Source organism: Mycobacterium uberis (assembly GCF_003408705.1).
Lineage (GTDB): Bacteria > Actinomycetota > Actinomycetes > Mycobacteriales > Mycobacteriaceae > Mycobacterium > Mycobacterium uberis.
In genome coordinates this window covers 355,419-373,904 of record NZ_QAYL01000001.1, presented here as the reverse complement: position 1 = coordinate 373,904, position 18,486 = coordinate 355,419, and the positions used below count along the sequence as shown (strand labels likewise).

Here is an 18,486-nt window from a genome sequence, read left to right as displayed (position 1 = left end):
CGCCACCGTATGGCTCGCGAGACCTGATTAGGTGCCATCGAACAACGGGCGACCCGATGGGTCGCTGACCTTCTCGGTCAATATCAACAGTGCGTCGACAACGCCCCAGACAACCGTGCCAAGTCCGCACGTACAGAGGACCACCAACAGCTGCGCGATACCCAGCCCGGTGCCGCCGAGGTAGATACGGCTGATGCCCACAATGCCGATGGCGTCAAACAGCTGCAACAGACCCGCGACGGTCTTCGACTTGTCGGAAAGCGGCTGCCCAGTAACCGGATGCCGACCCCAGGGTGCGGCCGGATCGAGGTAGCTCACAGACCCCGGATAGTGCGGATACGACGGCGAATATCCAGAAGGATAGCCCGGCGGCGGTGTGAAACCAGACCCTGTTGGATCGGACCACAACTGATCAGTCACATTTTTAGCATGCCAGATCCACCAGACTATCGACCCAGCCACCGCGCAACGTGGGTTCGACAACTACTCTGGCCCGAACGCAACATCCGGTTCCTCAACCAGACGGCCCATCGCTGCCGAGCTGCCCTATCGTCACCGCTGGCAAGCGGTTCCCCAGCCTGCTCAACAACGGACTCTGCTGACTCGGCGTCGACGTCGGCCTCGGCGCCGATAACCGACTCTTCCTGCTCAGTGGATTGCTCAGCTTTGTCTTCGACAGCCTCAACATTGCGCTCTGCTCCAGTCCTAACAACTTCGGCGGATTCGAGCGTTGCTGACAAATTTTCGTCGACAGTAACTGGCACCGCCGTGGTGGCAGCGAAGGCCGAAGCCACAATCACACGCTGAGTAGCCGACTCGGGTTCTGAAATTTCTCCAGCTACAGGCTCAGCACCACAAAGGGTCTCAGGATCCTCGCGGCCTTCCGATGCCAGACTTATGCAAACCACCGCCCCGATAAACACGAAAGCCGATGTGAACGAATTGATCCGGATTCCAGCTATGTGCGTGACAGCGTCGTCGCGGAACAGCTCAACGAAGAACCGCCCGACACAGTAGGAGGCGACATAGGTTGCAAACAGTCGACCATGACCTAGCGTCAACCATCGGTCCACGTAGATCAACGCGACAAATACCAGAATATCCCAGATCAATTCGTAAAGAAATGTCGGCTGTACGACGAGCGCCAATTGCCCAGTCGACACACCATCGAGCATATGTGGATCCACATGCCCCGCAGAATCCCGACGGTAGAAGACCTCTAAACCCCACGGCATCGTCGTTTCTCGGCCGTAAAGCTCCTGGTTGAAATAGTTCCCTAACCGGCCGATCGCCTGCGCCAAGATGATTCCCGGAGCCAGCGCATCACCGAACGCCGGCAACGGAATCTCGCGACATCGACAACCAATCCATGCGCCCACACCGCCGAGAGCCACCGCTCCCCAGATGCCCAAGCCGCCATCCCAGATTCGCAGCGCCGCGCCAAGACCGACACCACCCGGTCCAAAGTAAATCCGCCAATCAGTGGCGAGATGGTAAAGTCTACCACCAACCAATCCGAAAGGCACAGCCCACAACGCTATATCATAGACTACGCCGCGTTCGCCGCCGCGAGCTTCCCAGCGCCGGTCACCAATCACCAGCGCGGCAACGATGCCAATGATGACGAACAGCGCGTATGCTCGAATCGGTAACGGCCCAAGGTGCCAGACCCCACGCGGCGGACTGGGAAAATAGCTGGGTAGCATCCTCGTCACATGGACGCCCTTTGGCGTACGCCGGCGGCAAGCTCCTCAGTCAAAGAGCGTAAGCGAGGCAAACCGCTACTCAGAGCCGACACCAACGCAGAACCGACGATGACACCGTCAGCATAACCGCCGATCTCCGCAGCTTGCTCTCGTGATCGCACACCCAGGCCGACGCCGACCGCAATGTCAGATACTGCCTTCACCCTGGCCACCAGTTCTGGCGCAACCTGCGACACCGCGTCACGCGCCCCGGTCACACCCATCGTGGACACCGCATAGACAAATCCGCGTGATGCCTCCACTGCGGTCACCAACCGGTGTAACGTCGATGACGGCGCCACCAGAAAAATGCGATCCAACCGATGTTTCTCGGATGCCGCGATCCACTGGCGTGCTTCGTCGGGAATGAGGTCGGGGACGATCAGACCGCGTCCTCCAGCCGACGCCAGATCCCGCGCGAAAGCATCAACACCGTAGCGCAACAACGGATTCCAGTATGTCATCACCACGGCGCAGCCGCCAGCTTGGCTGATTGCCTCGACCGCGGCTAACGTATCGCGTACTCGCACTCCCCCACGAAGTGCAGCCTCGGTAACCCTCGCGATGGTTGGACCGTCCACACCCGGATCCGAATATGGCACACCGACTTCAATGATGTCGCAACCGGATTCCACGAGCGCGGTCATCGCATCCAACGAAGCAGGCACGTCAGGGTAACCGGTGGGTAGGTAACCGATCAGCGCTGCACGGTTGTCCGCGCGACACGAATCGAAAACCGGCTCGAGCCTACTTGCTTTGTTCTGCTCCACAATCATCATCAGTCACCCAACAAGCCGAACCACTTAGCGGCTGTCTCGACATCCTTGTCGCCACGACCCGACAGGTTCACCACAATGACCGCGCCATTTCCCATTTCAGCACCCAACTTGAGAGCCCCCGCCACCGCATGCGCGGACTCAATGGCCGGGATGATGCCTTCGGTGCAACACAACAGACGAAACGCCTCCATCGCCTCGGAATCAGTAATGGGCTGGTATTCGGCACGCCCAGTTTCCTTTAGCCACGCATGTTCGGGACCGACCCCCGGATAGTCTAAACCTGCTGATATTGAATGGGATTCGATGGTCTGACCATCTTCGTCCTGCAGCAGATAGGAGAACGATCCCTGGAACACTCCAGGCAAACCTCCGGTGAACGTTGCCGCATGCCTACCGGTCTCGACGCCATCGCCGGCCGCCTCGAACCCAATCAATCGTACACAGGGTTCACCGAGAAACGCATGAAAGATCCCAATGGCGTTAGATCCTCCGCCGACGCACGCTGTGACCGCGTCCGGCAACCGACCCGCCTGATCCTGGATCTGCCCGCGTGTCTCGAGACCGATGATGCGCTGAAAATCCCGAACCATGGTCGGGAAGGGGTGCGGTCCTGCCGCAGTCCCGAAGCAATAGTAGGTGTTGTCGGCATTGGTAACCCAATCCCGAAAAGCATCGTTGATAGCGTCCTTAAGCGTTTGCGAGCCAGTCTCGACCGCGACCACCTTTGCACCAAAAAGTTGCATCCGCGCCACGTTGAGTGACTGCCGGACAGTGTCAACCGCACCCATGTAAATCACACAGTCCAGGCCAAGCAGCGCGCACGCCGTCGCCGTGGCCACCCCATGCTGACCGGCGCCCGTCTCAGCGATCACTCGAGTCTTGCCCATTCGTTGGGCCAGCAACGCCTGACTGAGCGCATTATTGATCTTGTGAGAACCCGTATGGTTCAGGTCCTCTCGCTTGAGGAAGAGGCGCGCCGAGCCAGCGTACTCACTAAGCCGAGTAGCCTCATATAGTGGGGACGGCCGGCCGGTGTAGTTTGCCTGCAACTTGTCTAGCGTATCCAGAAAACTCTGATTGACACGTTCCTTCTCGTAGGCAGCGGTGACCTCTTCGATCACCGCCATCAGCGCTTCAGGAACGTAGCGGCCACCATACCCATCGGGCCCGCCGAAATGCCCACCCGAATCGGGATCGTAGCGAGTGGATTCGGAGATGGCCGCACTGAAACGCGGAAGACTCGGACGGGAAAGACCTGGCATCACCAAAGCTCAACAGGCAACAGACTGATCAAGTTCAATGTTTCACCACTAGGTCTCGTCGAACGACTAGCGAGCCGGTTTTGGACATGACGGATGAGTACCCGCGGTGACCAGATCGGCAACCGCTGCACGTGGGTCACCGCTTTTCACCAGGCCTTCGCCAACCAATACGGCGTCAGCTCCCGCACCGGCGTACGCCAACAGATCCGCAGTACCACGCACGCCGGATTCGGCGATCCTGATCACGTTACTCGGCAGTCCAGGAGCAATTCGCGAGAAGCAATCCCGATCCACTTCTAGCGTCATCAGATCGCGAGCGTTCACGCCAATCACCTTGGCCCCCGCCTTTAGCGCCCGGTCCGCTTCTTGCTCCGTGCGGACTTCAACAAGAGCAGCCATGCCAAGTGATTCGGTTCGGTCCAACATCGACACCAGCGCCGACTGGTCCAACGCGGCAACAATAAGCAACAACATATCAGCCCCGTGTGCGCGCGCTTCATGGATCTGATATGGCTGCACCACAAAGTCTTTGCGCAATACAGGCACTGAGACAGCGGCACGCACTGCATCGAGGTCATCGAGCGAGCCGTTAAAGCGACGTTCCTCGGTCAAAACGCTGATTATCCGTGCGCCACCGTTCTCGTAAGCTTGGGCTAGCTTTGCCGGGTCGGCGATAGCAGCCAATGAGCCCGCCGATGGACTGGCGCGCTTGACCTCAGCGATAACACCAATGCCGGGCTCGCGCAAGGCAGCCATAACATCCAAAGGTGCAGGCGCGGCCGCCGCAGCCGCTTTGATCTCGGGCAGGCTGATGCGGGCTTCGCGTGCGGCAACATCGGCCCGGACTCCCTCTAAAAGAGAGTCAAGCACGGTTGCCGGACACATGCTTGTCGTTTCCTTTCCCACGGGTCACCCACCGTCGCCGAACGGATAACTAAACGGTCCCCCGCCGATTTCGACGACCTTCATGAAGGGTAGCGACCGTCGGCGCACGGCCCGTCACCGCCCCTCGACGTCAGGATCGCAAGGCCATTCCGTTAAGTCTTGGTCCTCGTCAAGTGCATCCCAGATCATCCGCTCTGACATCTCCGGGATCGTCATCGCGACATCGTCACGCCGCGCAATCGAACGGCGTTGCGCTGGGGCCACGTATTTCGATCTACCCTGGCAGGCGGATCCAGTGACGGAAGCCGACCGCATCAGTAAAGCAGCAGCAATGAGCGTACACCCAGAAACAGACACCGCAACCCCCGCTCCCAGGTAATGTCGTTGGCTTTCCACCAGCGCCAGCAGTGAAACGTGCGCCAGGTCAGCTCCGCGCACCGCTACATCGGGCAACACCCACAGGCTGGCGCCCAAATAGCCGACCAGTAAGCTAGCCGCTGCCAGCAGCCCCGCCAACACCCGCAGCAGCCAGCCACGTACTGCAATCGCTGCGACGGCCGTGGCCAGCATGAGCAGCGCTAACGGCAACAGCACCGTCGACCACGACGCCCCGGAAAGCGCCACCTCCTTCGGTGGACCCAGCCCGTCGAACGACCGAACAACGACCCACGGTAGCCGTGCCGCCATCCACAGGGCGCCGGCGGCAACCACCAACAACAACTGCGCTATACGGATCGTCAGCAGGTCGACCCGGGCACTCCTGGTGTCGGGAGCCATCGCTACTCCATCTTCATTGCCTTAATAGCCCGCCTCGCTCTCTGGCCACTGCGCGGCCAGAGATATCCTCACCTCAGGCCGTTTACGGCCTGCATCTTCGCCGTGTCGAAATCCGGTGCGGTCAGCGTCTCGGCAGCGGCAATCGCGTTCAACACCGCTCGAGCCTTGTTGCTCGCCTCGATGTATTCGCAGGACCCGTTGGAGTCGGCCACGACTCCACCGCCGGCTTGAACATATGCGATGCCGTCACGCATCAGTGCCGTGCGTATGGCTATCGCGAAGTCAGCGTTACCGGCGAAGTCAAGGTAACCGACCACGCCGCCATAAAGGCCACGGCGCGTCTTCTCTACTTCTTCGATCAGCTCCATAGCCCGCACCTTTGGTGCACCCGACAGCGTGCCGGCCGGGAAGCAAGCGATCACTGCGTCCAGAGCGGTTCGGCCTTCGCTGAGCAGCCCGGTCACCGTAGACACCATGTGCATGACGTGACTGTAACGTTCGATTTGGCTGTAATCTTCGACGCGTACGGTGCCCGGCGTGCAAACCCGACCGAGGTCATTGCGGCCGAGATCGACAAGCATCAAGTGCTCTGCTCGTTCTTTCTCGTCGGCGAGTAGCTCTTTCTCCAGTAGCTGATCTTCCTCTTCGGTCTGCCCTCGCCAGCGGGTTCCGGCGATCGGATGCGTCGTCGCCCGGCCATCCTTGACAGTCACCAGCGCTTCCGGACTGGATCCGACAATCGAAAAACCAGTTGTGCCATCGCTATTCGGCACGTGTAGCAGATACATATAGGGGCTGGGGTTGGTGACCCGAAGCATGCGGTAGACGTCGATCGGATCGACATCGGTATCCACCTCAAAGCGCTGCGAGGGCACCACTTGAAAAGCCTCGCCGGCCGCGATCTGGTCGACGAGGTGGTCGACGATCGCACCGTATTCCTCAATGGTACGTTGCGCCCGGCGCCGAGGGTCGGGCAGGCTGAACGTGGCAACAGTCGACGGCAGCGGCTGGCCCAGTGCTGCGGTCATAACGTTCAGTCGTGCGATCGCATCATCGTAGGCCTCATCTACCCGCTCATCGGTACCGTTCCAGTTCACGGCGTTGGCGATCAGGGTGATCGTGCCCTCATGGTGGTCAACGGCCGCTACGTCGGCGGCCAACAACAGCAGCATGTCGGGCAACTGCAGATCATTGAGGGCAAGTTCAGGCAAGCGTTCCAGGCGCCGCACCATGTCGTAGGCAAAGAAGCCCACCATGCCCCCTGATAACGGTGGCAGCCCTGGCATTGCCGCAGTGGCAAGTAGCTCAAGCGTAGCTTGCAGAGCGTGCAGCGGGTCGCCGCCGGTAGGTGCGTCTTGCGGCACAGTACCTAGCCACACCGCTTCGTCGTCACGAACCGTCAAAGCCGACGGCGCCCCCGCGCCAATGAACGACCAACGCGACCAGGATCGGCCGTTCTCGGCCGACTCCAGCAGGAAGGTGCTCGGACGATTGGCAGCGAGCTTGCGGTATGCCGACAACGGGGTCTCACTATCGGCCAATACCTTGCGGGTGACTGGAACCACACGGTGATCTGCCGCTAGCTGGCGAAAGTTCTCACGTGACGTGGTGGCGACGAGGTGAGCATGCACCAATTTATCCTCGCAGATGGGCTGTATAGTGCCCGAACGTCCCCAAAATGCCGCTCCATCCGGCCGGCGTGTAGATGTGCAGACGTACGCGCCCGCGGGCGATTGAGCGATCGGGCGTAACGTGGCGGCCATGGAAACTGGTGGCACCGTTACTGACTTCGAACTTACCGATCAAACCGGAACGCCGCGTAAGCTCAGCGCGCTGCTTGCCGAGGGTCCCGTGGTGCTGTTCTTTTATCCGGCAGCGATGACACCTGGCTGTACCAAGGAAGCGTGCCATTTCCGCGACTTGGCGAAGGAATTCGCCGCGGTCGGGGCTAGCCTGGTTGGCATCAGCGCCGATTCCGTTCAAAAGCAAGCTAAGTTCGCTAACACCCATAATTTCGACTACCCCTTGTTGTCGGACACCGACGGTAGAGTAGCTACACAATTTGGCGTCAAGCGCAGTTTGCTTGGCAAACTCATTCCGGTCAAACGCACAACCTTTGTCATCGACACCAACCGCAGGGTGCTTAACGTGATCTCCAACGAATTCAGCATGGATACCCACGCCAACAAAGCACTAGAGACGCTGCGAGCCAGACCGACCGCTTAAATTAAAATTTTTAAATAATTAAAATTTTTAAATCTTGAAGCATCTTAAATTAAAATTCTTAAATCTTGAAGCCGCCGATACTGCTTGGAATCTTACGGGATGATCGCCAAAAATACGAAAGCGGCGAGCAACACTAGATGCACCTCGCCCTGAAGTCGAGTAGCCCGTCCAGGAACCACGGTCAGCACGCTGATGACAACAGTCAGCGCCAGCAACACCAACTGGGTCGCGCCCAAACCAAGTATCAGCGGCCCGGTAAGCCAGATGGAGGCCAGCGCGATGGCCGGGATGGTCAGCCCAATACTGGCCATCGCCGAGCCGTAGGCCAGGTTCAGGCTGGTCTGGATGCGTCCTCGACGCGCCGCACGCACCGCTGCAAGTGTTTCTGGCAACAACACCAACGTGGCGATCACCACGCCAACGAATGGCTGGGGGAATCCAACTGCTGTCACCACCTGCTCAATTGCCGACGACTGTAGTTCAGCCAGACCCACCACCGCGGTCAGCGCTACAAGCAGCAGCACGAGGCTGATCAGCGCCGACCGACCGCTGGGCGGATCGGCATGGCTTTCATCCTCCTCGAACAGGCCTTTTTGGCCCTTCTGTGCGACCGGCAGAAAAAAGTCACGATGCCGGATGGTTTGCATGAAGACAAACAGCAGATACAGCCCTAACGACGCGACAGCAGCGAAAGCCAGCTGGCCAGGTGAGAACTCATTGCCGCAGTGACTAGTGGTAAAAGTGGGCAGCACCAAGCTTAGCGTCGCCAACGTCGTTAGCGTAGCTAACGCGGCCCCGCTACCGTGGGCGTTGAACAATGTCACACCGTAGCGTCGAGAACCCAACAGCAGTGACAAACCGGCGATCCCGTTAGTGGTGATCATTAACGCGGCGAACGCGGTGTCCCTAGCCAGCGTCCAGGATTCGTTCTCGCCAGAGGCCATGAGTGTGACGATGAGGGCCACCTCAATGACCGTCACCGCAGCAGCGAGCACCAACGACCCGAACGGCTCACCGACACGGTGCGCGACGACCTCCGCGTGATGAACCGCGGCTAGCACGGCACCGGTCAACAATGCCGCCTGCAACGCGGTCACTATCGGACCGATCTCCTTGCCCCAGGTCAATGCCAGCACGGCCAGAGCTAACAGCGGGACCAGTGCGGTCCAGGACATCCGTTTCAACATCGCCCGTCATTCTCATCGAAGTCATCTGCCGGCTCCCCAGCGGCGCGAACGCGGAACCACCATGACCAGTGCCGCTTTCCCGCGATTATTCGGGGTGCGGCCGTGGGACCCTCAGTAGCATGCTCACATGCCACAAAGTGACGGCCTGACAGCAGTCACAGGTAGTTCGCCGGATACACCATCGCTTGGCGTCTCGGGGCCGGTGGGATGGCTGGGTGTATCTGGCGCAATATCTGAGGCTACCGCGCTGCGATACCCTCAAAATCTTGCCCAGCAACCTAACCGCGAACCTCCAATTTCGTCAACGCTCTAACCGGGAAACCGACATGGCCGTGAGTTTGTACCACGAGCACATCGCCGGGATCCACGACCGCGGCGAATACCAGGGATAATTGTGGATCTCCAGGGACTACGTGGAAGGAACAGATGCTGCAAAGTTGCCGCGCAGCCAATACCCGTCTGGGATGCCGCGAGCAGACGTTGTCGGAATCATCTCGGCCGTTGCTGACATGCTTGATCACGCTCATGCACACGAACTACCGGATTGTGGCGTCAAGCCGGCCAATATCCTGCTGAAATTATACCAGCCCTTGACAGCGGATCCTGCTCGCCGATTTCGGTATCGCCCGCCAGCTAGGCGAGATTAGCGACCAACATGTGTATGTGGGGGCCACCGCCTACTGCACGAACGAACGACTACAGCGTGAAGACCTCTACGCGCGAGCCGACTAATACACACTCGGATGCACCACGTTTAAGCTGCTGACCCGGTCCGCTCCAGCACTCTACCCGGGTGACGGTGATTAGCCAGCAACTATCCGCACCACCTCCACTTTTTAGCGAGTAACAACCCAAGCTAGCAGAACTCGACACCGTCATTTCCAAAGTGCTAACCAAAACCCCCATGCGCGTTATCCGACGTACGCGGATTCCGCGTCCGCACTGGCCGGCCAACCAGTAACCATTCCGACCGGCGAGGTGAGCGCTACCTAAAATCACCGGCGTACCAACACGGGTCATCGCAGTACTTACGGCTGCAGTCGACGAAAAGTGCACACAAGCCGGCTGGGGCCGACGATACTTATCGCGATACTGGCCACTGTTGGGTTGGCCGCAGCAGTCGGCCCGGTCGTGGGTGCTCGGATACTCGGCGCTCGCGCTAATCAACAGACCGTCAGTGCCCCTTCGGCGTCGGTGGCCCCACCGAGTAGCACCGCTGCAACACCCTCGTCAACGCTGACAATTAAGTTAACCAGCCAAGTCACCGATCAATCGGATGTACTCAACCCGACCGAGCACCTTGCCATGGACAGAGCGCGCACCAAACTCTACATCGGACGCAGCACCCGCGTATGAGTAGTGTATGTCAAAGACTTTGGAGGTCCCAAGCCACTCACTGTAGGCCGAAAACACCATGCCCGCCAACGGCTTGACCGATGCCGATGCTATTTCGGCTATAGCCACAATCGAACCATCTTTCTCCTTCCAAGCTCTCCCGGACACTACACGGGGTAAGGCAATAAATGTCGAGGTCATTCGCCGTAATTGCATCCAGCCGGCCGTGGTCCACCACTAATGGACACGCGCAGCGATAGCCACAGTCAACGAGTTGGATACTGCGCCTCGCTAGTAGACATAGGTGAGGCTCCGTCTAGTCCTGAGAAACCAACAACACTATGGCATCGAAGCAACTGTGTGCGCCGGTGTGGCAGGCTCCGCCGACCTGGTCGACTGTCAACAGCACAGTGTCGCCGTCGCAGTCCAAGCGCACCGAGTGGACATACTGCGTATTGCCGGAAGTCACGCCCTTGACCCACTGTTCGGCCCGGGATCGCGAATAGTAAGTGGCCTCACGGGTTTCCAGAGTGCGAGCTAGTGCTTCGTCGTCCATCCAAGCGACCATTAGCACGTCGCCGCTGGAGCGCTCTTGCACAACTGCGGTGAATAAACCCTCGGCGTTGCGCTTGAGGCGCGCCGCGATGTCTGGGACAAGTGTCATCGCACCGTGATCCCTGCTGCAGCCATGGCGGCCTTGACCTGCCTAATCGTCAACTCTCGGAAATGAAAGACGCTTGCCGCCAAGACCGCATCGGCACCAGCAGCAACTGCTGGCACGAAGTGTTCAATTGACCCGGCACCGCCGCTGGCTATGACTGGCACCGTGACCGCGGCGCGAACGGCCCGAAGCATCGCCAAGTCGAACCCGGCTTTAGTGCCGTCGGCGTCCATCGAATTCAGCAGAATTTCCCCGGCCCCGAGGTCGGCCCCACAGATCGCCCACTCGACGGCATCGATACCGGTGCCGCGGCGACCGCCATGAGTAGTCACCTCCCAACCGGACGATGTCGGTGTTGATCCGGTACGCACAGTGCGCGCGTCGACAGATAACACAATGCACTGGGAACCGAATGTCCTTGCCATGTCTGCCAACAGCTCGGGGCGATCGATTGCAGCAGTGTTGACGGCAACCTTGTCAGCTCCCGCGCGCAGCAACACGTCGACATCGACAACCGTACGCACTCCACCACCGACCGTCAGTGGAATAAACACCTGTTCGGCCGTACGGCGCACTATCTCCAGCATAGTGCCCCTGCTCGACAACGATGCAGTCACGTCAAGAAAAGTCAGCTCGTCTGCACCTTCGGCATCGTAGACAGCAGCCAACTCTACGGGGTCACCCGCATCCCGGAGGTTCTCGAAATTGACCCCTTTGACCACCCGCCCTCCGTCGACATCTAGGCAGGGAATCACCCGCACCGCAAGACCGTTACCCGAGTACATCTTGGTAATCTTCCAGTTCTCCTGTACTGCAAATGATCTCGATGATCTTGCTATATACTCCTGGTGTTGCCGCTACCACGAACGGCGAAGCCGGCACCCACGATTCACCGACCAGATCGATGACAACGCCGCCGGTGGTTTGCACCAGAGCGAAACCCTCGGCGTTATCCCAAATATGGTAACCGCAACTTACTTCTTCACGAAGGATTCCGTTGGCAATCCAGGAAAATTCGGTGCCAATTGAACCAGGCATGCGCAACTGCAAACCGGGTCGGCTGAGATTTTCCACCATCGTTAGCCGATAGCGTCCGGAGATCCGGCTCCGTGTATCCACATTGAATGTACCGATGCCGACGAGCGCCTTGCTCAACTCGCTGTAAGACAAAGGTAATTGCAAAACAAAATTTTTCATCAGAGCTATGCTCGCGATGGCCGTGCAACGCTCACCGATGAACAGTAACCAAATCAAGCCCTCCACTGGCTCGCCGTGGTTGAGTAAATCCAACAGCATAGCGCCCATTGGTGATCCGGCCATGTAGTTGAATGTGCCATCGATTGGATCTAGTACCCATACCCACGACGAGTAGACTGCCGTACCACCGAACTCCTCGCCGTGTAAGCCGATCCCCGTGATCTCGACCAACGCGGTAACGACCCACCGTTCGATGGCAAGATCGACTTCGGTGGCGAAGCCGTCGCCTTTCTTGCGGACCACCGAATCGGCGCGATAGTCGACCAAAAACGGACCAGCTACAGCATCAAGGATTGTCGACGCCTCAGCTATCAACGCATCAAGATCCATCGCAGGGTTACACCCGCACCGCGGCTAGTGCCTGCGGCAAGGTGAACCGCCCGGTGTAAAGGGCCTTGCCCACGATGGCGCCTTCAATCCCGCGGCCAGTGAGCGCAGCGATGGCACGCAGGTCGCCCAAGCTGGAAACGCCGCCGGACGCGATCACCGGGGCGTCGGTGTGATCGGCAACACTTACCAGTAGACCGAGGTTGGGGCCACTCAGTGTGCCATCCTTAGTAACGTCGGTGACAACGAACCGTGAACACCCTTGGCCATTAAGGCGTTCCAGCACTTCCTGCAAATCTCCCCCATCGGTTTCCCAACCGCGTCCGCGTAGCCGATGCTGGCCGGCTGGATTTCCTTGATCAAACTGAACGTCTAGTCCGACGGCAATCTTGTCACCGTGCTCAGCAATCACCCGTGCGCACCAGTGCGGGTTTTCTAGTGCCGCCGTCCCTAGGTTGACCCGTGCACAGCCGGTAGCCAGCGCCTCAGTCAGTGAATCATCGTCGCGGATACCGCCGGATAGCTCGACCTGCACATCGAGCTTGCCCACCACCTCGGCGAGCAGTTCGCGATTAGAACCGCGGCCAAACGCGGCATCCAGATCCACCAGGTGGATCCAGTCGGCGCCGTCGCGCTGCCAGCCCAGCGCAGCGTCCAATGCTGAACCGTACTCGGTTTCGCTACCGACCTTGCCTTGAACCAGGCGCACAGCGCGACCCGCGACCACGTCGACAGCGGGTAAAAGTATCAGCGACATCATTAATATCCTTTAAAGTCCCTCAACCCAATTACGCAGCACGGCTACCCCAGCGTCTCCACTCTTCTCCGGATGGAATTGGGTGGCAGCCAGTTGCCCTTCTTCCACCGCAGCCACAAACGGCACTTGGTGGGTAGCCCAGGTCAACAGCGCCTCGGATGAACCTTCCCAACGCTGCACGGCGTAGGAGTGCACGAAATAGAACCGGGCGCCAACACCTAAGCCCTTAAACAGCGCACTTCCAGAAGCGGAATTGACTACATTCCAACCTATATGGGGAATGACCGGGGCATCGAGCCGGGTCACAACGCCCGGCCACTGTCCACATCCTGTTGTTTCCACGTTGAACTCGACACCGCGGGTGAACAAGATCTGCATACCGACACAGACCCCCAACACCGGGCGTCCTGCGGCGATCCGCTCGGCGATGATCCGCTCCCCCGCGATTTTCCGCAGGCCTGTCATGCACGCCTCGAACGCGCCGACGCCGGGCACCAGTAACCCGTCAGCTGCGGCACCTGCAGCTGAGTCAGTCGTAACTTCGACCTCAGCGCCAACCCGCTGCAGCGCGCGTTGCACTGACCGCAAGTTACCCGATCCGTAATCCAGCACTACAACCGATTTACTTCTCACAGAACACCTTTAGTGGAAGGCACACCAGAAAACCGAGGATCGGGTTCGACTGCCTTACGTAGTGCACACGCGACGGCCTTGTATTGTGCTTCAGTGATATGATGCAGGTCGCGACCGTACAGGACGCGTACATGCAGCGCGATACGTGCGTTGGCTGCCAGAGACTCGAACACATGCCGGTTAATGACAGTGTAATATGGTACCGAGCTGCCAGCAATGGTGGTGTACTGCAGATGATCCGGCTCCCCGATGTGCACACAATAGGGCCGACCGGATACATCGACTACAGCATGGGCCAGGGTCTCATCCATCGGGATGAACGCATCGCCGAACCGACGGATGCCCTTCTTATTGCCCAGCGCCTGTCCGAGTGCCTGACCCAGCACAATCGCGGTGTCCTCGACGGTATGATGAGCTTCGATCTCTACATCGCCCTTAGTACACACGGTCAAGTCAAAACTAGCGTGACTGCCTAGCGCGGTCAGCATATGATCGTAGAATGGGACGCCGGTATCGATGTGGACCTGCCCGGTACCGTCCAGGTTAAGTTCAACAACGACGTCTGATTCGCGAGTGCGGCGTTCAATACGCGTATGACGCGTTGCTTGCCCTGTCTTGGTGTGGGTCACGGAGCTCCTACTGGGGTGGCTGGGGCCAATTCGGTAGCAGCGATCTCGGCGCTGACTTGAAGGAACGCGTCGTTCTCTTCGGCCAAGCCCATGGTAACGCGCAGGTAACCGGGAATACCGACATCGCGGATCAGCACACCGGTGTCCAAGTAATGCCGCCAAGTTGCTGCCGCGTCGGCGAATTGTCCGAACAGCACGAAGTTTGCGTCGCTAGGGATTACCCGAAAACCCATGTTTATCAAAGCCTTTGTCACCCGTTCCCGCTCATCGATCAACACCGCGACACTGTCCAGGGTGTCATCAGCGTGCCGTAGTGCCGCCCGAGCCGCTGCTTGAGTGACCGACGATAGGTGATATGGCAGCCGCACCAGCAGCATCGCTTCCACCAGCGCCGGCGTGGCGATCAAGTATCCAAGCCTGCCGCCGGCGAAGGCAAACGCCTTACTCATAGTGCGGGTGACAACGAGTTTTGTCGGATATTCACCTACCAGCGCCACCGCGCTAGGCCGTAAGGAAAACTCACCATAAGCCTCGTCGACGATCAAAATCCCCGCCACCACATCGAGCAGCCGCCGTAGATCGGCCATCGAAATACTCTGCCCAGAAGGGTTGTTGGGGCTTGCGATGAACACCACATCGGGCTTGCGGTCGGCGACGGCGGCGACGGCGGCCTCAACATCGAGGCTGAAGTCGTCGGCGCGGACGGTCTCTATCCACTCGGTGTGGGTACCGTCGGAAATGATGGGATGCATCGAGTAGGATGGAACAAAGCCGATCGCGCTGCGCCTTGGCCCACCGAAAGCCTGCAGCAGCTGCTGCATAACCTCATTGGAACCATTAGCAGCCCAAATATTTTCTAGACCAAGCCGGGTCCCGGTCTGCGCGGTGAGGTAGACAGCCAAGTCGTGTCGCAGTGCCACTGCATCGCGATCGGGATAGCGATGCAAATCGACAGCCGCCTTTTGTACCGAGCGTACCACGTCGTCGACTAACGCCTTGGTGGGTGGGTGTGGGTTCTCGTTGGTGTTCAGTAACACTGGAACCACCAACTGTGGTGCACCATAAGGTGATTTGCCACGAAGGCCTTCGCGCAGCGGCAGATCATCGATCCTGGGCTCAGGCATGCTCATCGCTCGAACCTCCGCCGTACTGCCTCACCGTGTGCTGGCAGGTCTTCGGCCTTGGCCAGCGTGATCACGGGCCCACAAATGTCTTTGAGAGCCGCCTCAGTGTAGTCGACGACATAGATGCCATGCAGAAAGGTCTGCACCGACAGGCCGCTGGAATGCCGGGCACAGCCTGCAGTTGGCAACACGTGGTTAGAACCGGCACAGTAGTCGCCGAGGCTGACCGGCGCCCACGGTCCGACGAAAATAGCTCCGGCGCAACGTACTCGGCTGGCAACTCGTGGAGCGTCGGCAGTCTGGATCTCCAGATGCTCAGCTGCATAGGCATTGACAACTTTGACACCTGCGTCCAGGTCGTCGACCAGAATGATAGCTGACTGGCATCCCCCCAACGCAGCCGTCACCCGTTTCCGATGCACAGTGGTCTGCAACTGGGCGCCCAGTTCAGCGTCTGTGGCATCAGCCAGATTCGTACTGGGAGTCACCAAGACACTGGCAGCCATCTCATCATGCTCTGCCTGGCTGATCATGTCAGCAGCCACATGCGCTGGATCGGCGGTATGATCGGCGAGGATAGCGATCTCAGTCGGGCCGGCCTCGGCGTCGATGCCCACTCGGGAGCGACATAGCCGCTTGGCGGCGGTGACATAGATATTGCCGGGCCCGGTGATCATGTCAACCGGTACCAATTCGCAGCCATCACTATCGGTGCCACCGTAGGCCAGCAACGCCACCGCCTGCGCCCCACCGACGGCCCAGACCTGGTCGACTCTCAATAGCCGGGCCGCAGCCAGAACCGTCGGATGCGGCAATCCGTGAAATCGGCCACGGGAAGTGACCTGAGGAGGGCTGGCCACCACCAGGGAGTCGACTCCCGCAGTCTGCGCCGGCACCACGTTCATCACCACGCTGGACGGATACACCGCATGACCGCCGGGCACATAAAGACCCACCCGCTCAACGGGAACCCACCGTTGCGTGACCATCGCGCCCGGGCCAAGCGAGGTGGTAACGTCGACGCGCCGTTGGCCAGCGTGCACGACCCGAGTCCGCTCAATCGTCACCTGTAGCGCGTCGCGGATATCGGGGTCCAATTCGGCCAGCGCGGCGTCTAGCGCGACGTCGGGCACCCGGACAGCCGAGGGCCGCACGCCGTCGAACGACGCCCCGAATTCCAAAGCTGCCTCCGCTCCGCGCTCAGCGACAGCCTGCACGATCGACCGCACCGTAGGGAGCACGGCCTCTACGTCGGCGCCACCACGCGGCAGTGCGGCCCGTAACTGAGCAGCCGTCAACTCCGCACCCCGCAGGTCAATACGGGCGATCAGGGGTGATGGCGCGATACTCATGACAACCAGTGTCCCAGAGCAACTCAAGTCGATATCCGGCCAGTACAACACCGGTAACAGGCCTACACCCCGTTTACGTCCGCATTGAGATTTAGAATCTGCTTAAGAAAGCAGACATCTCCACTAAGGGGCACCCCAATAGAGACCCCGACGTACCGACAGTGTTCCGGCCCCGGCTCTAGTGCTTTCAGCTCAAATACACGAATTTAGCGCTCAAACCAATCGCGCCTTACCTGCCGTGCAGCGCTATCATAACGCACCAGAGCCGCAAATTCGGCAAGCCGTACCAAATCATTGTGACCGCCTACCGCAAAGGCGATGTGCTGGCAACTGCACCGAGCCACGGAAAACTAATTGAGTCAAAAACGTGCTGGCCATCGGCGACGCCAACGTGCACTTCACCCATTGCGACGCGCATATCATCAACCTCCGGATTCTGCCCGCCGGCTCCGACGACCCGAACATTCAACAGTTGCCGTAGATTGTGCGCGTACAGCCGCACCGAATTGCGGTCTTCGTCAGTGACCTTACCTAAGCTGGTGCCGGTCTAACACCCTGGCGAAGACAATTTCTCCCGTCATCGCCGGGACCGGGCTAATGAGGCACCTTTCCAGGCAACCACGCGCTCAACAGCCGGTAACAAATCGCATCCGTCGATGAGCACGTCCAAAATACGTGAGACGACACTAACGCACGTTGACGCGCCCAGTAACAAACCTCACCCCGCAAGTGTACATTCAATCTCTACCGTGGGTTGGTAACAGGTACCGATATCAGTTACAGACGCTGTCTGGTCAGGACTTGCCCGGCTTTACCCGATCGTGCATCATCGCCCCAAGTTTCTCGACGGCAGCCAGCCGCTGCTGACCGGTGTCGACATAGTCAACGTGTGCCCCAAGCGCTGCCGCATGCCATCCGATCGATAGCTGACCGACTACCAGGACACGGCGGTAGGCCCGGTCAAGACTAAACAGCTCCGCTGCGAATGGCCTCACTGCTCGCCAACCGTCGGAAATGTCGTCCGCACAGCGAAACAATGGCAACTTGATCTAGATAGAACGTCTGGCATTGGGATCAGCATCGCGTCGGCGTACGGCATAAGCATCAGATCCAACAGAAAGCCGCCACCATCCAGGTCTGCAATTAGAGCCATCCCGTACGCCGCCATTCAGTAACATGCGAACCGCATAAACCAGTCAAGCTACAGCGGCATTTACAGCAGTTTCCACAGCTAATCTGAAAAGGCGCCACCACCCGATCACCCACATGAACACTGCTCACGTCATCGCCAACAACGATGACTTCGACTAGGCCTTCGTGGCCCACCACATCCCCTGCGGCAGTGACAGCCGGCCATGGCAGACCAAGCGGACATCCAGATCACAACAAGCCACTAGCAGCAGCCGAACCAGCGCCTGCCCTGACGACGTGATTTTGGGGTTAGGCATCTCGTGCCTGTGTATCGCCAGGCCTCATTCAAACGTTAACCGCTTCATCCGGAGAATTTTTGAGCGATAACTTCCCGCAGGCAAACAACATTTCTCACTAGC

General features: G+C 59.2%; 22 protein-coding genes and 1 pseudogene. 2 read left to right on the top strand and 21 right to left on the bottom strand.

All coding sequences use genetic code 11. The annotated features are described in order from the left end of the window. Nucleotides 1-27 precede the first annotated feature (27 nt). From MUBE_RS01605 to MUBE_RS01575, 7 genes are all read right to left on the bottom strand, one after another. Nucleotides 28-420, bottom strand: a complete 393-nt coding sequence (locus MUBE_RS01605; protein ID WP_116539302.1) for an NINE protein — start codon at nt 418-420, stop codon at nt 28-30. A gap of 26 nt (nt 421-446) precedes the next feature. Further along, nucleotides 447-1,706: a prolipoprotein diacylglyceryl transferase gene (gene lgt / locus MUBE_RS01600; protein ID WP_424399014.1), complete on the bottom strand. Its 1,260-nt coding sequence runs from the start codon at nt 1,704-1,706 to the stop codon at nt 447-449. Between the two features lie 5 nt (nt 1,707-1,711). Continuing rightward, nucleotides 1,712-2,524 carry a tryptophan synthase subunit alpha gene (gene trpA, locus MUBE_RS01595; protein ID WP_116539209.1) on the bottom strand — a complete coding sequence of 271 codons (813 nt, stop codon included), beginning with the start codon at nt 2,522-2,524 and terminating at the stop codon, nt 1,712-1,714. Continuing rightward, nucleotides 2,524-3,786: a tryptophan synthase subunit beta gene (trpB, locus tag MUBE_RS01590; RefSeq protein WP_116539208.1), complete on the bottom strand. Its 1,263-nt coding sequence runs from the start codon at nt 3,784-3,786 to the stop codon at nt 2,524-2,526. Before trpB ends, trpA begins: the two co-directional genes overlap by 1 nt. Nucleotides 3,787-3,852: 66 nt before the next feature. Next, nucleotides 3,853-4,671 (bottom strand): indole-3-glycerol phosphate synthase TrpC, encoded by an 819-nt coding sequence (gene trpC, locus MUBE_RS01585; RefSeq protein ID WP_116539207.1) that lies wholly within the window; start codon nt 4,669-4,671, stop codon nt 3,853-3,855. Between the two features lie 114 nt (nt 4,672-4,785). After that, nucleotides 4,786-5,448: a TIGR02234 family membrane protein gene (locus tag MUBE_RS01580; RefSeq protein WP_116539206.1), complete on the bottom strand. Its 663-nt coding sequence runs from the start codon at nt 5,446-5,448 to the stop codon at nt 4,786-4,788. Between the two features lie 68 nt (nt 5,449-5,516). Continuing rightward, a complete protein-coding gene (locus MUBE_RS01575; RefSeq protein ID WP_116539301.1) occupies nt 5,517-7,079 on the bottom strand; it encodes an anthranilate synthase component I in 1,563 nt (520 codons plus the stop codon). Between the two features lie 130 nt (nt 7,080-7,209). Between MUBE_RS01575 and MUBE_RS01570 the strand changes: the two genes are divergently transcribed. Further along, nucleotides 7,210-7,674 (top strand): peroxiredoxin, encoded by a 465-nt coding sequence (locus MUBE_RS01570; RefSeq protein WP_116539205.1) that lies wholly within the window; start codon nt 7,210-7,212, stop codon nt 7,672-7,674. Between the two features lie 92 nt (nt 7,675-7,766). On the opposite strand, the gene MUBE_RS01565 is transcribed toward MUBE_RS01570, so the two are convergent. From MUBE_RS01565 to hisD, 11 genes are all read right to left on the bottom strand, one after another. Continuing rightward, nucleotides 7,767-8,861, bottom strand: coding sequence for a calcium:cation antiporter (locus tag MUBE_RS01565; RefSeq protein WP_116539204.1), 1,095 nt, complete (start codon nt 8,859-8,861; stop codon nt 7,767-7,769). Between the two features lie 278 nt (nt 8,862-9,139). Continuing rightward, nucleotides 9,140-9,388, bottom strand: a complete 249-nt coding sequence (locus MUBE_RS15340; protein WP_165849627.1) for a hypothetical protein — start codon at nt 9,386-9,388, stop codon at nt 9,140-9,142. A 721-nt stretch (nt 9,389-10,109) separates the two neighbouring features. Continuing rightward, on the bottom strand, nt 10,110-10,325 hold the full coding sequence (locus tag MUBE_RS15335) for a hypothetical protein (RefSeq protein WP_165849626.1): 216 nt from the start codon (nt 10,323-10,325) through the stop codon (nt 10,110-10,112). A gap of 187 nt (nt 10,326-10,512) precedes the next feature. Then, nucleotides 10,513-10,860 carry a phosphoribosyl-AMP cyclohydrolase gene (gene hisI, locus MUBE_RS01555; RefSeq protein WP_116539203.1) on the bottom strand — a complete coding sequence of 116 codons (348 nt, stop codon included), beginning with the start codon at nt 10,858-10,860 and terminating at the stop codon, nt 10,513-10,515. Beyond that, nucleotides 10,857-11,642, bottom strand: coding sequence for an imidazole glycerol phosphate synthase subunit HisF (gene hisF / locus MUBE_RS01550; RefSeq protein ID WP_116539202.1), 786 nt, complete (start codon nt 11,640-11,642; stop codon nt 10,857-10,859). The genes hisI and hisF overlap by 4 nt, the downstream gene beginning before the upstream one ends. After that, a complete protein-coding gene (locus MUBE_RS01545; RefSeq protein WP_116539201.1) occupies nt 11,629-12,444 on the bottom strand; it encodes an inositol monophosphatase family protein in 816 nt (271 codons plus the stop codon). The genes hisF and MUBE_RS01545 overlap by 14 nt, the downstream gene beginning before the upstream one ends. Before the next feature lie 7 nt (nt 12,445-12,451). Beyond that, nucleotides 12,452-13,201: a bifunctional 1-(5-phosphoribosyl)-5-((5-phosphoribosylamino)methylideneamino)imidazole-4-carboxamide isomerase/phosphoribosylanthranilate isomerase PriA gene (priA, locus tag MUBE_RS01540; RefSeq protein WP_116539200.1), complete on the bottom strand. Its 750-nt coding sequence runs from the start codon at nt 13,199-13,201 to the stop codon at nt 12,452-12,454. A gap of 9 nt (nt 13,202-13,210) precedes the next feature. Then, nucleotides 13,211-13,831, bottom strand: coding sequence for an imidazole glycerol phosphate synthase subunit HisH (gene hisH, locus MUBE_RS01535; RefSeq protein WP_116539199.1), 621 nt, complete (start codon nt 13,829-13,831; stop codon nt 13,211-13,213). Next, nucleotides 13,828-14,460 (bottom strand): imidazoleglycerol-phosphate dehydratase HisB, encoded by a 633-nt coding sequence (gene hisB, locus MUBE_RS01530; protein WP_116539198.1) that lies wholly within the window; start codon nt 14,458-14,460, stop codon nt 13,828-13,830. The genes hisH and hisB overlap by 4 nt, the downstream gene beginning before the upstream one ends. Beyond that, nucleotides 14,457-15,590: a histidinol-phosphate transaminase gene (locus tag MUBE_RS01525; RefSeq protein ID WP_116539197.1), complete on the bottom strand. Its 1,134-nt coding sequence runs from the start codon at nt 15,588-15,590 to the stop codon at nt 14,457-14,459. The genes hisB and MUBE_RS01525 overlap by 4 nt, the downstream gene beginning before the upstream one ends. Further along, complete coding sequence (gene hisD, locus MUBE_RS01520; protein WP_165849640.1) at nt 15,587-16,915, bottom strand: histidinol dehydrogenase; 1,329 nt, start codon at nt 16,913-16,915, stop codon at nt 15,587-15,589. Before hisD ends, MUBE_RS01525 begins: the two co-directional genes overlap by 4 nt. A gap of 137 nt (nt 16,916-17,052) precedes the next feature. Here hisD and MUBE_RS01515 point away from each other — a divergent pair. Continuing rightward, nucleotides 17,053-17,417, top strand: a pseudogene (locus MUBE_RS01515) (PNPOx family protein). Between the two features lie 313 nt (nt 17,418-17,730). Here the strand turns inward: MUBE_RS01515 and MUBE_RS16230 are convergent. The 3 genes from MUBE_RS16230 to MUBE_RS16220 all read right to left on the bottom strand — a co-directional run bounded on the left by MUBE_RS16230 (nt 17,731) and on the right by MUBE_RS16220 (nt 18,384). Further along, the gene (locus tag MUBE_RS16230; protein ID WP_207801620.1) at nt 17,731-17,931 is read right to left on the bottom strand and encodes a hypothetical protein; all 201 of its coding nucleotides are present in this window, start codon (nt 17,929-17,931) and stop codon (nt 17,731-17,733) included. Between the two features lie 148 nt (nt 17,932-18,079). Beyond that, the gene (locus tag MUBE_RS16225; RefSeq protein WP_424399013.1) at nt 18,080-18,217 is read right to left on the bottom strand and encodes a hypothetical protein; all 138 of its coding nucleotides are present in this window, start codon (nt 18,215-18,217) and stop codon (nt 18,080-18,082) included. Between the two features lie 26 nt (nt 18,218-18,243). Continuing rightward, entirely contained in the window at nt 18,244-18,384 is a 141-nt protein-coding gene (locus MUBE_RS16220) for a hypothetical protein (protein WP_207801618.1), read from the bottom strand. Between the last annotated feature and the right edge of the window lie 102 nt (nt 18,385-18,486).

Bases quoted from the DNA above. Each gene is read 5' to 3' on its own strand.
- MUBE_RS16220 (WP_207801618.1), bottom strand. From the start codon at position 18,384: ATGCCTAACCCCAAAATCACGTCGTCAGGGCAGGCGCTGGTTCGGCTG.
- MUBE_RS01525 (WP_116539197.1), bottom strand. From the start codon at position 15,590: ATGAGCATGCCTGAGCCCAGGATCGATGATCTGCCGCTGCGCGAAGGC.
- MUBE_RS01570 (WP_116539205.1), top strand. From the start codon at position 7,210: ATGGAAACTGGTGGCACCGTTACTGACTTCGAACTTACCGATCAAACC.
- MUBE_RS15340 (WP_165849627.1), bottom strand. From the start codon at position 9,388: ATGAGCGTGATCAAGCATGTCAGCAACGGCCGAGATGATTCCGACAAC.
- hisI (WP_116539203.1), bottom strand. From the start codon at position 10,860: ATGACACTTGTCCCAGACATCGCGGCGCGCCTCAAGCGCAACGCCGAG.
- lgt (WP_424399014.1), bottom strand. From the start codon at position 1,706: ATGCTACCCAGCTATTTTCCCAGTCCGCCGCGTGGGGTCTGGCACCTT.
- MUBE_RS01580 (WP_116539206.1), bottom strand. From the start codon at position 5,448: ATGGCTCCCGACACCAGGAGTGCCCGGGTCGACCTGCTGACGATCCGT.
- trpC (WP_116539207.1), bottom strand. From the start codon at position 4,671: ATGTGTCCGGCAACCGTGCTTGACTCTCTTTTAGAGGGAGTCCGGGCC.
- priA (WP_116539200.1), bottom strand. From the start codon at position 13,201: ATGATGTCGCTGATACTTTTACCCGCTGTCGACGTGGTCGCGGGTCGC.
- trpA (WP_116539209.1), bottom strand. From the start codon at position 2,524: ATGATGATTGTGGAGCAGAACAAAGCAAGTAGGCTCGAGCCGGTTTTC.
- MUBE_RS01545 (WP_116539201.1), bottom strand. From the start codon at position 12,444: ATGGATCTTGATGCGTTGATAGCTGAGGCGTCGACAATCCTTGATGCT.
- MUBE_RS01565 (WP_116539204.1), bottom strand. From the start codon at position 8,861: ATGTTGAAACGGATGTCCTGGACCGCACTGGTCCCGCTGTTAGCTCTG.
- hisF (WP_116539202.1), bottom strand. From the start codon at position 11,642: ATGTACTCGGGTAACGGTCTTGCGGTGCGGGTGATTCCCTGCCTAGAT.
- trpB (WP_116539208.1), bottom strand. From the start codon at position 3,786: ATGCCAGGTCTTTCCCGTCCGAGTCTTCCGCGTTTCAGTGCGGCCATC.